Here is a 14,091-nt window from a genome sequence, read left to right as displayed (position 1 = left end):
ATGCTGACGTATTCGTTTGACAAGCTCGGCAAGATGCCGCTCTATGAATATCTCTATCGCTGCATTCGCAAGGATATAGAAGAGGGACGCCTGCAGGTCGGTGAAAAACTGCCCTCGAAGCGGGCGCTGGCCCGTCAATTAGGCATCAGTACCATTACGGTGGAAGGCGCGTATGGGCAGCTGACGGCAGAGGGGTATTGCAAATCTCTGCCGAAGCGCGGGTTCTATGTGACGGAGGCTGCGCGCGTCATACAGAAAGAGCAGGCGGCAGCGGCCAGGTCTGCGCCGTCAGAGAAACCGGTCGCCGCGTTGGCCGATACTGCGCCGCCTGCCTATTTCGTCGACTTTGCCGAGGGCGGTGTCAATGCCGAGAACTTCCCTTTTACGACGTGGACGAAACTCCTGCGCCAGGTCGTTGCAGAGGATGCGGCCGCACTGATCGAGCGCTCCCCAGGTTTTGGTGTCTATCGCCTGCGAGCAGCGATTGCTTCGCACCTTGCGCATTTCCGCGGGCTCAAGGTAGCGCCGGATCAGATCGTCGTAGGCGCAGGGACAGAGTATCTATACGGCCTGCTCGTGCAGTTCTTTGGGAGAGAGAAATGTTTCTGCGTGGAGAATCCTGGGTACGGGCGCATCCGCAGGATTTATGAGAGCTGTGGTGCTCGCTGCGTATTGGCGGGGCTTGATGATGCGGGCGTCAGACCCGACGAGCTTTGCGCGAAAGAGGCCCAGATTCTCCATATCAGTCCGTCTCATCATTTTCCTACCGGCATCATCATGCCGGTTAGTCGCCGCTATGAGCTGCTCGGCTGGGCGGCGGCTTCCTCGGACCGCTATATCATCGAGGATGATTATGATAGCGAGTTTCGTCTCACAGGACGTCCGATTCCCACATTGATGGGAATTGATGTCGAGGGCCGCGTCATTTATATGAATACTTTTTCCAAGAGCCTGACGCCAACCATTCGTATCAGTTACCTTGTCCTGCCACAACGCCTTGTAGCGCCTTTCGAGGCGCGGCTGAATTTTTACAGTTGCACGGTTTCCAATTTTGAGCAATATACGCTCGCACGCTTCATCGAGAGCGGGGCGTTTGAGAAGCATATCAACCGCATGCGGACGCTCTACCGCAAGCGGCGGGAGCGATTGCTTTCCCTGCTGCGCAAGAGCCGTTTCGCACAGCGTATGGAGATCATCGAGCACGGCTCGGGCCTGCATTTCCTCGTGAGGTTTCATCATGCGGGCAGTGACGAAACAATTGCAAAACGCCTCGCTGCGCAGGGCATCCACATGCGGTCGCTTTCGAGTTACTATACGGTGTCGGATCTGGCTGCAAAAGAAAAAATCTCCGACCTGCAGCACCTCTTCGTGCTCGATTACTCGAGCGTTGGAGAAGCGTGCATGCCGGAGGCTGTGCGACGTATAGAGTGCTTATGGCTTTAAGGTGGATGACAAAGAAATTTTTTCTCAACAGCTGAGGGTATGCTAGGGTTTGGGCATATCTCCAGCTGCTGTTTTGTATATCGAAGGTATGGAGAATGTGTTGCGGCAATGCATATAGTGGCCAGGTAATGAGGGATGGAATGGCAAGGTAGGCAGATGGATAACTGGCATTCATGGGGATATGGTTTGGAAGAGAAGTTATTTATGATCGTAGTAGTAGCGTGTCCACATAACTAGTTCGGATAATGATGGATGGGGTGTCATGCATTCGTTGAATGCAGCTATGCTGTTCGGGGGCAGAGTGCGGGTCAGATGATTAGCTCTCAGAGAACGGACGCTCGGCGAGGCAATATCTTCATGAATCGGCTGTAGGGTATGTGTGCCGCCCATCATTGCATTGATGAAAGGCTGTATGAGGATGGATGCCTCCGGACCAACGATGTGTGCACCGAGAATGGTGCGTGTCTTTCGGTCGACGACGAGGCGCAGAAAACCGTCGTCTTCATCGCCCGGCTCGTAGCCGAGTGCATAGCCTTTTGCTGTCGATGAATATCGATGTATCGCAGTTTTGACGTCAAATCCCCTTTGTATAGCGTCAGTTTCCGTCAGACCGACGTGAGCCGTTTCTGGGTAAGTATAGGTGACGGCCGGTACAGCATCATAGTCGGCCCACCGCCACGTTTCTGGTGTGTGGTGGGAAAAAAGATTGTGGGCGAGAATCTCGGCCTCATAGTTCGCTTTATGGCGGAAGGGCGCACGTCCGTTGACATCGCCCAGCGCCCAGACACCTTCACTTGTCGTTTCGAGGAATTCATTCGTTTCGATGTAACCGCGTTTGTCCATACGGACGGATGCCTTTGCAGGACACAGGAGATCTGTCGCTGGCCTGATACCGGAGGCAACGAAGATTTCCTCGGCAGATATTTCCTGCAGTTTACCGGTCGTACGGTCGCGGCAGGTAATGACCTTCAGGCGACCGCACCGTGTGACGGAGACGGGCTCTTGGTTGAGTTTGACATCAATGCCATAGCGGCGGAACGAGTGCAGGATATGCGCTGAGATGCTAGGCTCCTCGCGGGGAAGCAGACGGATGTTATGCTGAATCAGTGTGACGTCCGTGCCTGCTGCATTGAAAATATGGGCGAATTCACAGCCGATAGGACCACCTCCAAGGAGGATCAAGCTCCCATAGGTTTTTTCGGGATAGGAGGAGCCGAAAAACGATTCCGAGGTCACATAACCGACTTCTTCCAGCCCAGGCAGAGACGGGACGTTTGTGTGGGCTCCTGTCGCTACAATGATCTTATCAGCGGTGAGCATGACATTGCCGCCGCTGTTCAAGGTGACAGAGATGGTATGGGGCGCAGCAAAGGCGGCTGTGCCGCAGTAAATTTCGCAGTTGGGAAATTTTTCATAGTAAGACTTGATTCCGGCGCTTTCTCCGATTTTCTTCCAGAGGCGCTTGGAAAGCACGTCCCAATCGAGGCGGATGTTTTCCGCAGTGACCCCGATGCGGCGGCTTTCTTTGATCTCTCTGATGCGATTGGCCGCAGTGACCATGACCTTTGTTGGGATGCAGCCGCGGTTGAGACAAGTGCCGCCGAAAGATCCGCGCTCCACAATGGCGACGTGCAGTCCCTGGGCCAGTGCTGCGTCTGTCACGATATTGGCTGCGCCTGTACCGATGACGATGACATCATAGTGTTGCATGATAATCCTTCTTTCTTTGTATGGAATCACTGTGAGATTCCGTCTGCGTTGTTATATCGATGGATGAGAAGCATCCAGTTGGGGGAAGGCAAGTGTGAAACGAGTGCCTACACCGGGTTTGCTTTCTACATTGATCGTACCGCCGAAAATCTTGACGAGGAATTTGACGAGTGAGAGCCCGATGCCATTGCCGCCGGATTGTCGGGCGCGCGCCTTATCCACACGATAAAAGCGATCGAAGATCAAGGGGAGATGCTTCGCATCAATGCCGATGCCGTTGTCCTCGATAGCGAAGATGATGTTTCCCGCCTCTGTCCAGCATTCGGCTTTGATGGTGCCATTTTCTGGCGTATATTTGATGGCATTGTCTATGAGATTCTGCAGGATCTGTCGGAAAAGATCTTCTTTTGCAAGCAGCTGCGCAGATGTCGTCCGTACGATCTGCACAAGCTGCTGCTTTTTTTTTGCTTTGGGCAGAAGTGCCTGCACAGAGAGCTCCAGCATGCGGCCTGCAGCGAGCGGCTCCTTTTTCATATCTTTCCCCAACTCTCTGCTGTCAAGGCGCGCGAGCTCGAGCAAGGAAGAAATGAGTCGGTCCATTCGCTCAGCTTCATGCAGGATGACCTCGCTGCAATGGTGGCTGACGTCTGGTGAGGAGAAATCATCCTCGGCGAGGAATTCCGCGAATCCACGGATGGAGGTCAATGGTGTGCGCAGCTCATGGGCTGCATTGCCGACAAAGGCGGCTTGCCGCTGGTAAATGTCATCGAGCAAGGAAATATCATGGAAGACTGCCAGCACAGCCGTGCGTTGATGTGTGACGAACATGGCGAAATAGACCTTGAAAATATGCGGAGTGCCGCTGACAGGCAGTGTGACGCGGATGGTTATCGCTTTCTCCTTATTCAAAACCTGCTGCGCTGTATCTGAAATCAGGGCGTTGCCGAGGACGTGGATGCTGTGGCGGCTCATATCCGAAGGCTTCAGAGAGAAAATCTTGCATGCTTGGCGGTTTGCGTCCATGATTGCGCCGGTTTCATCGAAAAGGAGTACGCCGTTGTCCATGGAATCCAGGATGAGGTTCAATTTTTGATTTTCCGTCTGAGCTTCGTCGATTTTATGGGCGAGATTAGCAGCAAGCTGATTAATGGTATGAATCAGGATATCGAACTCATCGCCTGTGCGGTAGGTAATGCGCCGTGAAAGATCGCCTCCCATTATAGCACGCGCTGTTTGGATAATGTTCAGGATGGGAGAGAGCTGCCTGTGCGCAAGCCAGATGGCGAGCAGGACAGAAACGATGAAGGAAATGAAAAGGGAAAGAAATAAGACGCGTATACTGTGCTGCAGGGATGCCTCGATAGGCTGCAGTGAGGTCGCTGTGCGAATGATGCCGGAGAAACGACCGTGGTTGTGGACCGGAATGGCGACGTACATCATATTCTGCTGCAGCGTGTAGCTATAACGGATAGCAGAACCGTATTCATGAGAAAATGCCGACTGTACCTCAGGACGCCTCCAATGGTTGTCCATGGTTTCTGCATCACTATTGGAGTCAGCGAGTACGGTGCCCGTTTCATCGAGGATCGTTACGCGCAGACCTGTCTTCACACTGATGTCAGAAACGTCGGTAGCGAGCTGATCCCTATGACGGTACATATCGTCATGGAGCGTATGTTCGATGATCTGCGCATGAAGAAGCAAATCATGTTCTTCGTCGTTCAGGTTATCGTTGTGAAAAAAATCCATGAGAATGACGCCGAGGATCAATAAACCTGTAAGGGAAAGCAGCAGAAAAGATCCGAGAATGCGCCGTGTGATTTTTGTATTGAGCATGATGTCGCCCCGTTTCCTGAAGTCTGACTATATTCTAGCATGAAGTTTCCATAGATTGCACGGAGAAAATACGAGAGCTGCGACATATAGCGACGCAGCACTACGATCAAATGCAATTTTACATAAACGTAACACAGGCACAACAAAGACGCTCGCACGCTCTGCTAGGATAAGAAACAGGATACATCCCATTCCCAAGATTCTCGTATTGAGGAGGAAATGAAAATGTTCAACAAGAAAAAGATTATCCTTGCCATGGGAACGCTCTTGGTCAGTGCATCGATGCTTCTGGCAGGCTGTGGCGGCGGTGGCTCTCAGCAGGCCGCAAGCTCGGGGGGAGAGAAGATTTCCGGCAAGATCAGTGCGTCCGGTTCCACAGCGCTGCTGCCGCTGCTGAAGCCAGCACAGGAAGCATTCCAGGATAAGTATAAGGATGTAACGGTCAATGTTGCTGGCGGCGGTTCCTTCACTGGTATGAATCAGGTGGCAGAGGGTTCGGTGGATATCGGCGACTCGGATGTCAACCTGCCGGATGAATACAAGGATAAGGGACTCGTCGATCACAAGGTCGTCGTTGAGCCGTTTGTATTCATCGTCGACAAGGCGAACAAAGTGGACAACCTCACGAAGGATCAGGTCATCGGCATCCTGACGGGCAAGATTACGAACTGGAAGGAAGTCGGTGGTGACGACCAGAAAATCACGCTGATTCATCGTGCAAAATCTTCCGGTTCGCGCGCCACGATCAGCGATGTTGTGCTGAAAGGGGCAAACTTCACGGATGATGCGGTCATCCAGGATTCCAACGGTGCTGTCCGTGCCGCCATCGCAAGTACGCCGGGTGCCATCGGCTACGTCGATGCGCCGTATGCAGATGATTCCGTCAAGGTACTGAAGTTTGATGGTGTTGAGTATTCTGCGCAGAACATCATTGATGGCAAATATCCGATTTATGGCTATGGCCACATGTACACGAAGGGTGAGCCGACGGGCGCAGTCAAGGCATTCATTGATTATATTCTGAGCGATGAGTTCCAGAACAGCCAGGTGGAGAAACTCGGCTTCATCCCGGTCAGCAAGATGAAGAAATAACAGAGGAAGCAGGGGAGATTTATGGAGCAGGCAGTCAATTTGAGCAATGCAGGAACGCGTCAGCCAGGGGGAGGGCATGAGAGGCGTCTTTTCTATGACAAGTGCGGACGGTATCTTTTCATCGCCTCCGCCTGTCTCATGACGCTGATCATCTTTTCCATCATATTTTTCGTGGGCCGTCAGGGGCTCATGACATTGACGGCAGTCAGCCCGGCAGAGTTTTTTACCAGTGCGAGCTGGGATCCTTCCGCGCAGAAGTTCGGTGCGCTTTCCTTTATTGTCGGCTCTGTTGAGACGACGTTGCTCTCCGTTCTCATCGGTGCGCCTCTGGGATTGCTCGGAGCGGTGTTTCTCGCGAAGTTGGCGCCAGTACCGCTGAAGCGTATCATGCGCCCCGCAGTGGACCTCTATGTCGCGATTCCCTCGGTCGTTTATGGTTATATCGGCCTGACAGTATTCGTGCCATTCCTGCGCGATACTTTCCAAGTGCCGACAGGTTTTGGCGTGCTTGCAGCATCGCTTGTCTTGGCGATCATGATTATGCCGACAATCCTTTCCATCAGTACGGACGCGCTCAACGCTGTGCCGCATCCGTTGGAGGAAGCTTCTCTGGCGCTGGGGGCAACGTGGTGGCAGACGATGTATCATGTGGTCATGCCGGCCGCAATTCCCGGTATCATGACATCCATCGTCCTCGCGATGGCGCGCGCTGTCGGCGAGACGATGGCGGTGCAGATGCTCATTGGCAATACGCCGCAGCTGGCAGCTGGCTTTTTCACTCCGACGGCGACGCTTACGAGTAACATCGTCGTCGAGATGGGCAATACGCCGTTCGGCTCTGTCTGGGGCAATGCGTTATTCCTTATGGCATTTGTCCTGCTCATTATCTCCCTCGGGATGATTCTTCTGATCCGTTACTTCACAGGAAGGAGGCGTGTCGCGTGAATGCGAAACTGGAAAACAAGATTGCAAAGGCAGGGCTCTGGCTCATTGGTTTCTTTATCCTCGCACTCCTAGCAGCATTCCTCGGCTATATCCTTTATCAGGGGCTTCCTGTGCTCAGCTTCCACTTCATCTTCGGTAAGTCGAGCGATATCATGGCGGGCGGCGGTGTCGGCGGACAGCTGTTCAATTCATTCTATATGCTGTTCCTCTCTATGGCCGTCTCTATTCCTGTCGCGATTGGCGCCGGAATCTATCTTGCGGAATATGCACGGGAAAATAAGATGACAAAGGCAATCCGTCTCTCTGTCGAGAGCCTAGCGACGGTGCCTTCCATTGTGCTCGGCTTGTTTGGCATGATTATTTTCGTGAACAAAATGCATCTCGGGTTCAGCATTCTTGGTGGTGCATTGACGCTTGTGCTGCTCAATCTGCCGATGCTCGTACGCGTAACAGAGGAATCCATCCGCACGGTACCGCGTTCCTATGAAGAGGCGAGTCTAGCGCTTGGTGCGACAAAGCTGCAGACGATTTTCAAAGTGGTTCTGCCAAGTGCGATGCCTGGCATCATCACGGGCATCACGCTCACAGCCGGACGTGCACTCGGCGAAACAGCAATTCTCATTTTTACGGCAGGCACGACAGTTTCGCGCTTCCTCTATGATACCGACGTCATGGCTGGCGGCGAAACGCTCGCTGTCCATCTCTGGTATTTGCTGAGCGCAGGCTTGGTTCCCGACCGTGATCAGATTGCGAATGGCATTGGCGCACTGCTCATTCTGACAATCCTTGTATTCAACTTCTTACTCGTCCTGCCATTGAAGTACTTCCAGCGGCATAGCGTCGGCAGCCGATGATTACGCAGTATTCTTTTTGCTAACAAGCAAAGCTCCCAGAAGGAAGGTGGATGCACTTTCCTTCTGGGAGCTTTGCGTAATAATAGAGGAATGAGATTATTGGGAAATGCAGAATCGTATTTTATTCCCGTGACGTACATGGTCTGAAATCTATGCACGAAAAAAGCCCCGCGAAACCATCGCGAGGCCAGTAAAATCAAGTGGTGCCGGTGGCCGGACTCGAACCGGCACATGGTTGCCCACGGCAGATTTTGAGTCTGCTGCGTCTGCCAATTCCGCCACACCGGCAGATGACATGTGTCATCAACGCTCATCATTATAGCATCCTAGCATCTTGCTTGTCAAACGAACTTTGTTGACGTGTGTAATGGCAGGATGCCATATTTCATCAGTGATCTCTTAGGCATCAGCTTTCCAAAGTCCGTGCAGATTGCAATATGCATAGGCTGCAATCGCCTCATCACCAGGGGCGAGCGAAAACTCCGCTTCTGGTTTATCACCTGGCTGCAGGTGTGCCATCTGAGCGCCTTTCTTTGTTTCGAGATGGATCCACTCGATGAAGTGCTCCGCCAGCATGGGATGTGCGACGCTACCGACGCACACTTTCACATTGCTGCCCGTAACTGTAACGACAGGGACATGCTTTTCCTGCGCGGCATCAGTTGTGTTGGCTTTAAGCTCCTGCATCGGCTGTCCGCAGCAGACGAGCGGGCCACCGCCGTCTTTGATGACACCGATGATGTTGCCACAGCTATTGCAGCGGAAGAAACGTTTCGCCATAATGATCAACCTCCTACACAATATAAAATAATACGCAATACTCTAAACTCATTATACAGTAGACCTTTCTTCAACGCAAGAAAAGTTTCTCCGGCGTAAAATGGCTGTCGGATGCTATGAAAGAAGATTAACATACATTTTACAAAAACAACACACAGGCCGCCGGTGCTCGGATTACAATGTAACCGTGATGTAGCTTAAGGGGGAGAAAAAATGTATGCGATAATCGATGTTGGTTCGAATACGGTTCGCATGAACATTTACAAGATAGAGCAGGGACAACTTTCCCTGGTGATGGGGAAGAAGGAAGCCGTAGGGCTGGCGTCATACGTGAAAAATGGGCAGATGCTTCCTGAAGGAGTCAACCGCGCTTGCGAAGTTCTTTCGGAGTTCCGGAGTATTTTGCAAGATCTTGGTATTACGGATTACCATGTCTTTGCTACAGCAGCGCTTCGCAATGCAGTCAATAGCCATGCGGCTGTGGAAGAAATCGTAGAACGGACGGGAATCTGTATCGAGGTGCTTTCTGGCGAGACAGAGGCGGAACTCGACTTTATTGGTGCTTCTCATGCAGTGGATGTAACGGATGGGCTTCTCATTGATATCGGCGGTGCGTCTACCGAACTCGTTGTTTATGAAAATAGTGAAATCAAGAAAAAAGTAAGCTTGCCGGTAGGTTCCCTGAATATATACGATCGCTATGTGTCGAATCTCTTGCCCAGTCGATCTGAACGAAAAGCTGTCAAGCAAATGGTCTTGCAACTCTTGAAGCAGGATGCAGATCTCTATTACGGAGAATATCCTATCGTCTGCGGCGTGGGGGGCACCATTCGTGCGGCGCGCAAACTAAATAATTACTTATTTCAGCTTCCTTTGTCGAACATGCGGATCAAAGCCCCGAATATCAAGAGAATGATCAAGCTTCTCGAAAATGACGCAGGAGAGGCCATCCCTGTTGAGACGCTAGAAGTATTGCTAAAAGTTGTGCCAGATCGTGTGCGTACCATATTGCCTGGAATGATTATTCTTTATACGCTTATAAAGCATTTCCACAGTGAATGGGTGGACGTCACACGGGCCGGTGTTCGTGATGGTTATCTTTATCGGTATGTACTTCAGCAAGATGCATCACTGCCACCTGTAGATAAGGAGACAATGGAAAGTGATGATTTGCCTCAACAGAGGGGATGACACGAAATAAGGCATCCCGCATGGAGTTTGTCTGTTAAATGATGGGTGTCTGTGTGGGCATCTACCGCGATTCGGCACTATGCCGGGCAAAAAATTTAGGAGGACATACTATGAAAATGAATGTAGAGAACCTCAATCTGTTCTATGGAGAACATCAAGCCCTTTTTGATGTCGGACTTGAGGTTCCAGAGCATAAAGTCGTGGCACTGATCGGGCCATCAGGCTGTGGAAAATCTACTTTCCTACGCACGCTGAACCGTATGAACGACCTGATCGACGGCGTACGCGTCGAGGGTGATATCAAGTTGGACGGCGAGGATATTTATGCGCCGGAGACAGATCTAGTGCAGCTTCGCAAACGTGTCGGCATGGTCTTTCAGCGACCGAATCCATTCCCTATGTCGATTTACGACAATGTGGCGTATGGCTGCCGCGTGCATGGGCTCAAGGATAAAAAGAAGCTCGATGAGATCGTAGAAAAAAGCCTGCGTGGCGCTGCCTTGTGGGATGAAGTGAAAGACCGCCTGAACGCATCAGCGATGGGCATGTCCGGTGGGCAGCAACAGCGGCTCTGCATCGCGCGTGTCATGGCGGTGGAGCCTGAGGTCGTCCTCATGGATGAGCCGTGCTCAGCTCTGGATCCGATTTCCACTATGAAGATTGAGGAGCTTGTCACAGAAATCAAGAAAGACTTCACCATCGTCATGGTGACGCATAACATGCAGCAGGCAGCTCGTGTTTCTGATTTCACAGCGTTCTTCCTCAATGGGAAATTGATCGAGCATGACAAGACAGATGTGATTTTTACGAAGCCTCATGACAAGAAAACTGAGGATTACATCACGGGGAGGTTTGGCTGATGGAACAGACGCGACAGGAATATATCCGCGATCTTGCAATCGTACAGGATAAAGTCTATCAGATGGGATGCATGGCAGAGGCCGCCGTAAGGAAATCTGTACAGTCACTGCTTGAAAGCAATGCCAATCTGGCAGCGCAGGTCATGAAGGAAGACGATGCTATCGACGATATGATTGTCGATATCGAGGATGATTGTATTCTGCTCATTGCGAAGCAGCAGCCAATCGCACATGATTTACGTGTCATCGCAACGGGGTTTAAGATTTCAACGGACATTGAGCGTATCGGAGACCATGCGTTCGATATTGCGCGTGTCGCAAAATTCAGCGGGACGCCTCTGGATGCGGAGCGGAAAAAGTTGATTCAAGAATTAGCTGATTGTTCCGCCAGCATGATAAAAAAGGCGATGCAGTCCTATCGCACGGCGAATGTACGTCTAGCGGATGAAGTGCGCCATATGGATAAGGAGATGGATGAGATTTTCAAGAGGACATTCTATTCCCTGTCCCATTTCATCAGCGATTCGAAATACCCGCCGGAGGAAGTGACCAGCTTGCTCTTTATCGCTCGTTTCCTCGAGCGCATCGGCGATCATGCGGTCAATATTGCGGAGTGGGTCGTATATCTCGAAACGGCCGAACGGATTCGCACGAAGAAGACAGTGTGAAATCTTGACAAATCAATATACCAATGATACGATAAAGCAAATCAAGTAAATGCTATGAAAAAAAGAAGTAGGAAGGGAATCATCGCAGAGAACTGCGGTTTGGTGCGACGCAGTATGAGGATCTTCTGAAATACGCTTTGGAGCAGCAGGCTGAAAGGAATTCCGATTAGGCTTGGCCGGTTGCCCCCGTTATCATGGGCTAGGATATGTCTGTATCCGAATGAGTGGCTTGCGTGAGCAAGCAGGGTGGTACCACGGGTAATAAGGCTCGTCCCTGTATAGGGATGAGTCTTTTTGTATGGAGAAGGAGTGTATCGTATGATTATCGTCATGAGTCCGGCATCTTCCCAAGAAGATCTCGCAGGTGTAGAAGAAAAGATTAAGGCAAACGGTCTGACTTTCCATCTTTCCAAAGGAGAAGACCGTACGATCGTTGGCGTGATTGGTGATAAGAAGAAAATTGCGAATCTGGAAATGAATATGATGCCGGGTGTCGAAAAGACAGTCCGAATTACGGAAAAATATAAACTGGTCAGCCGCGAATTTCATCCGGCAGATACGGTCGTTGATGTTGACGGTGTCAAAATTGGTGGAGAACACCTTACGGTCATGGCGGGTCCCTGTGCTGTCGAGAGTGAAGACCAGCTCAAAGAGGCGGCCCGCTGCGTCCGGGAGGGTGGCGCACAATTTCTCCGTGGAGGTGCCTTCAAACCTAGGACATCTCCCTATGATTTCCAGGGACTGGCGGAAAAGGGGCTCAAGATGCTGCGCGAGGCGGCAGATGAAAACGGGCTCAAAGTGGTAACTGAGATCGTTGATAAGGATGATATGGAACTCATCGGCACGTATGCTGATGTCTATCAGGTGGGCGCGCGCAATATGCAGAATTTTCAATTGCTGAAAGCACTTGGTAAGGCAAAGAAGCCTGTCATGCTCAAGCGCGGCCTTTCCTCGACCATCAGCGAATGGCTCAATGCTGCCGAATATATTGCCGCAGGTGGCAACGAGAACATCATTCTCTGCGAGCGCGGCATCCGTACGTACGAGACGTTTACGCGCAATACGCTCGACCTCTCGGCAGTTGCTGCCGTCAAAGAGCTTTCCCATTTGCCAATCATCGTTGATCCGAGCCATGGCACTGGACGTTGGCAGATGGTGCGTCCTATGGCGCGGGCGGCGATTGCCGCTGGAGCGGATGGCTTGATTATTGAAGTGCACCCGCATCCCGAGGTTGCGCTTTCTGACGGCAATCAAAGTCTGACGCCCAAGAATTTCAACCGTCTTATGGAAGAAGTCAAGCAGATTGGTGCGCTCATGGGGAAAGCATTATGAATAATGCTGTGAAAAAACCTCTGAAGTTTGCAATCATCGGCGTCGGCTTGATTGGCGGTTCTTTGGGACTCTGTTTGAAACGGGCTTTGGGAAATAGCATCTATATCACAGGGTTATGCCGCACGGAACGATCCATGCAGCACGCGGTAAAATGCGGAGCAGTGGACTACGCTTCTGCGGACTTGAAAGAGGTGGCCGGTGCAGCAGATATTGTTTTCCTGAGTCCGCCAGTACTGCAGATCGTGCCCATGGTCAAAAAGCTGCTTCCCTATCTATCTCCGCACACTATCATCACGGATGCCGGCAGTACAAAAGGATATGTTTGGCAACATCTGAAAGAAATTTTGCCGGAAAATATTTATTACATTGCCGGACATCCGATGACAGGCAAGGAAAAGAGCGGGGTAGATGCTGCGGATGCAGATCTTTTTCGCGGCAAGGCGTATGTGATCATCGATGACACTGGAGCGCCCCGAGAAGTATACCAGCGACTCATGGATGTCCTGAAATATACGGAAGCGAATTTCGTTCGGATGGAAATTGCCCAGCACGATCGCTGTGCCGCTGTCATCAGTCATGTTCCCCATATTGCGGCGGCAGCACTCGTCACGCTGTTGAATCGTTCGGGGGATGATCTTGAATCGTGCATTAAGCTGATCGGCGGCGGTTTCAAAGATACGACCCGGATTGCGTCCTCCAATGCGGATATGTGGGCAGACATCTGCATGACGAATGGCGGAGAGATTGCCAGGAACCTACGCAATCTGCAGACAATCCTTGGTGAAGTGATCACAGCGTGTGATTCTCATGACAGGCAATATATTTACGATTATTTCACGGCATCGAAAAAGCGGCGTGACAGTCTGCTCGAGAACGCCGCAAAAGAAAAAATCGATCCGAATTGATGCAGAGGAAGTGTTGTAGGCGATGAAAATCAAGCTGGAAGAACTCGCAACTGCCTTGGGAAAGTCCGACATCCTACCAGGCTACGTCGATCTGGCAGAAGGGCGCGTTATCATGCTACGTGACGATTGGCAAGATGATGCTGCGTTGGAGCATGCGTTGCGTCTGGAAGATGATTTCAATCGCTATGTTCCGTTAATAAATATCTGTGACAGCGATGAATATGGTGTCATGCAGGCCTTTGCTGAGCGACAGCCGGCAAATGTGTGCCGTCAGCTGAAAAACGCCTTGGCTGGGCAAGGGGCCAGTCTGCGTTTTCTGCAGCAGGTAAAGCAGTTGCAGCTGCGGCAGGCCTGGGACGATTTTTGGCACGCTCACCTGATCGATGCCGCACGTTTTTTTTGCGAAGAAAATGAAATCGAGTATGAAGAATAAGCGTTTGTAACGCTTGGTTGCTTTATCAGCAGAAGCTCATGC

The 14,091-nt window shown here is 51.4% G+C and carries 13 protein-coding genes, 1 tRNA gene and 1 other annotated feature; of the genes, 10 read left to right on the top strand and 4 right to left on the bottom strand.

All coding sequences use genetic code 11. The features are described 5' to 3' along the window. Nucleotides 1-1,443, top strand: coding sequence for a MocR-like pyridoxine biosynthesis transcription factor PdxR (gene pdxR / locus F599_RS0108955; protein ID WP_019543189.1), 1,443 nt, complete (start codon nucleotides 1-3; stop codon nucleotides 1,441-1,443). Between the two features lie 198 nt (nucleotides 1,444-1,641). Here pdxR and F599_RS0108950 read toward each other — a convergent pair whose 3' ends face one another. After that, nucleotides 1,642-3,153 carry a dihydrolipoyl dehydrogenase family protein gene (locus F599_RS0108950; protein WP_019543188.1) on the bottom strand — a complete coding sequence of 504 codons (1,512 nt, stop codon included), beginning with the start codon at nucleotides 3,151-3,153 and terminating at the stop codon, nucleotides 1,642-1,644. Nucleotides 3,154-3,204: 51 nt separating this feature from the next. After that, nucleotides 3,205-4,989 carry a sensor histidine kinase gene (locus F599_RS14010; protein WP_019543187.1) on the bottom strand — a complete coding sequence of 595 codons (1,785 nt, stop codon included), beginning with the start codon at nucleotides 4,987-4,989 and terminating at the stop codon, nucleotides 3,205-3,207. Between the two features lie 219 nt (nucleotides 4,990-5,208). Here F599_RS14010 and F599_RS0108940 point away from each other — a divergent pair, with 219 nt between their 5' ends. From F599_RS0108940 to pstA, 3 genes are read left to right on the top strand one after another with little or no spacing between them, the layout of a single operon-like run. Next, nucleotides 5,209-6,081, top strand: coding sequence for a phosphate ABC transporter substrate-binding protein (locus tag F599_RS0108940; RefSeq protein WP_026327921.1), 873 nt, complete (start codon nucleotides 5,209-5,211; stop codon nucleotides 6,079-6,081). A 21-nt stretch (nucleotides 6,082-6,102) separates the two neighbouring features. After that, nucleotides 6,103-7,026, top strand: coding sequence for a phosphate ABC transporter permease subunit PstC (pstC, locus tag F599_RS0108935; protein ID WP_019543185.1), 924 nt, complete (start codon nucleotides 6,103-6,105; stop codon nucleotides 7,024-7,026). Continuing rightward, nucleotides 7,023-7,880, top strand: coding sequence for a phosphate ABC transporter permease PstA (pstA, locus tag F599_RS0108930; protein ID WP_019543184.1), 858 nt, complete (start codon nucleotides 7,023-7,025; stop codon nucleotides 7,878-7,880). Before pstC ends, pstA begins: the two co-directional genes overlap by 4 nt. A 201-nt stretch (nucleotides 7,881-8,081) precedes the next feature. On the opposite strand, the gene F599_RS0108925 is transcribed toward pstA, so the two are convergent. Both F599_RS0108925 and F599_RS0108920 read right to left on the bottom strand, forming a co-directional pair. After that, nucleotides 8,082-8,168: transfer RNA gene (locus tag F599_RS0108925), tRNA-Leu, on the bottom strand. 111 nt (nucleotides 8,169-8,279) lie between these two features. Continuing rightward, nucleotides 8,280-8,660 carry a desulfoferrodoxin gene (locus F599_RS0108920; RefSeq protein ID WP_019543183.1) on the bottom strand — a complete coding sequence of 127 codons (381 nt, stop codon included), beginning with the start codon at nucleotides 8,658-8,660 and terminating at the stop codon, nucleotides 8,280-8,282. Between the two features lie 213 nt (nucleotides 8,661-8,873). Here F599_RS0108920 and F599_RS0108915 point away from each other — a divergent pair, with 213 nt between their 5' ends. The 6 genes from F599_RS0108915 (at nucleotide 8,874) to F599_RS0108890 (ending at nucleotide 14,049) form a co-directional block, all read left to right on the top strand. Continuing rightward, nucleotides 8,874-9,851 (top strand): Ppx/GppA phosphatase family protein, encoded by a 978-nt coding sequence (locus F599_RS0108915; protein WP_019543182.1) that lies wholly within the window; start codon nucleotides 8,874-8,876, stop codon nucleotides 9,849-9,851. Nucleotides 9,852-9,961: 110 nt separating this feature from the next. Next, nucleotides 9,962-10,711 (top strand): phosphate ABC transporter ATP-binding protein PstB, encoded by a 750-nt coding sequence (gene pstB, locus F599_RS0108910; protein ID WP_019543181.1) that lies wholly within the window; start codon nucleotides 9,962-9,964, stop codon nucleotides 10,709-10,711. Further along, nucleotides 10,711-11,379, top strand: a complete 669-nt coding sequence (gene phoU, locus F599_RS0108905) for a phosphate signaling complex protein PhoU (RefSeq protein ID WP_019543180.1) — start codon at nucleotides 10,711-10,713, stop codon at nucleotides 11,377-11,379. Before pstB ends, phoU begins: the two co-directional genes overlap by 1 nt. Before the next feature lie 45 nt (nucleotides 11,380-11,424). Next, nucleotides 11,425-11,658: a binding site (T-box leader), on the top strand. A 39-nt stretch (nucleotides 11,659-11,697) separates the two neighbouring features. Beyond that, complete coding sequence (aroF, locus tag F599_RS0108900; protein WP_019543179.1) at nucleotides 11,698-12,711, top strand: 3-deoxy-7-phosphoheptulonate synthase; 1,014 nt, start codon at nucleotides 11,698-11,700, stop codon at nucleotides 12,709-12,711. Beyond that, complete coding sequence (locus tag F599_RS0108895) at nucleotides 12,708-13,616, top strand: prephenate dehydrogenase (RefSeq protein WP_019543178.1); 909 nt, start codon at nucleotides 12,708-12,710, stop codon at nucleotides 13,614-13,616. Before aroF ends, F599_RS0108895 begins: the two co-directional genes overlap by 4 nt. A gap of 22 nt (nucleotides 13,617-13,638) precedes the next feature. Next, complete coding sequence (locus F599_RS0108890; protein WP_019543177.1) at nucleotides 13,639-14,049, top strand: UPF0158 family protein; 411 nt, start codon at nucleotides 13,639-13,641, stop codon at nucleotides 14,047-14,049. The last annotated feature ends 42 nt before the right edge of the window (nucleotides 14,050-14,091 follow it).

Origin of the sequence: Selenomonas bovis DSM 23594, from assembly GCF_000381005.1 — a bacterium.
Lineage (GTDB): Bacteria > Bacillota > Negativicutes > Selenomonadales > Selenomonadaceae > Selenomonas_C > Selenomonas_C bovis.
Note: the sequence above shows the minus strand (reverse complement) of the source record. Positions and strands in the feature narration are given on the sequence as shown.

Excerpts from the sequence above, each read along its gene's own strand:
- pdxR (WP_019543189.1), top strand. The coding sequence starts at position 1 with ATGCTGACGTATTCGTTTGACAAGCTCGGCAAGATGCCGCTCTATGAA.
- F599_RS0108950 (WP_019543188.1), bottom strand. The coding sequence starts at position 3,153 with ATGCAACACTATGATGTCATCGTCATCGGTACAGGCGCAGCCAATATC.
- F599_RS14010 (WP_019543187.1), bottom strand. The coding sequence starts at position 4,989 with ATGCTCAATACAAAAATCACACGGCGCATTCTCGGATCTTTTCTGCTG.
- F599_RS0108940 (WP_026327921.1), top strand. The coding sequence starts at position 5,209 with ATGAAAATGTTCAACAAGAAAAAGATTATCCTTGCCATGGGAACGCTC.
- pstC (WP_019543185.1), top strand. The coding sequence starts at position 6,103 with ATGGAGCAGGCAGTCAATTTGAGCAATGCAGGAACGCGTCAGCCAGGG.
- F599_RS0108920 (WP_019543183.1), bottom strand. The coding sequence starts at position 8,660 with ATGGCGAAACGTTTCTTCCGCTGCAATAGCTGTGGCAACATCATCGGT.
- F599_RS0108915 (WP_019543182.1), top strand. The coding sequence starts at position 8,874 with ATGTATGCGATAATCGATGTTGGTTCGAATACGGTTCGCATGAACATT.
- pstB (WP_019543181.1), top strand. The coding sequence starts at position 9,962 with ATGAAAATGAATGTAGAGAACCTCAATCTGTTCTATGGAGAACATCAA.
- phoU (WP_019543180.1), top strand. The coding sequence starts at position 10,711 with ATGGAACAGACGCGACAGGAATATATCCGCGATCTTGCAATCGTACAG.
- aroF (WP_019543179.1), top strand. The coding sequence starts at position 11,698 with ATGATTATCGTCATGAGTCCGGCATCTTCCCAAGAAGATCTCGCAGGT.
- F599_RS0108895 (WP_019543178.1), top strand. The coding sequence starts at position 12,708 with ATGAATAATGCTGTGAAAAAACCTCTGAAGTTTGCAATCATCGGCGTC.
- F599_RS0108890 (WP_019543177.1), top strand. The coding sequence starts at position 13,639 with ATGAAAATCAAGCTGGAAGAACTCGCAACTGCCTTGGGAAAGTCCGAC.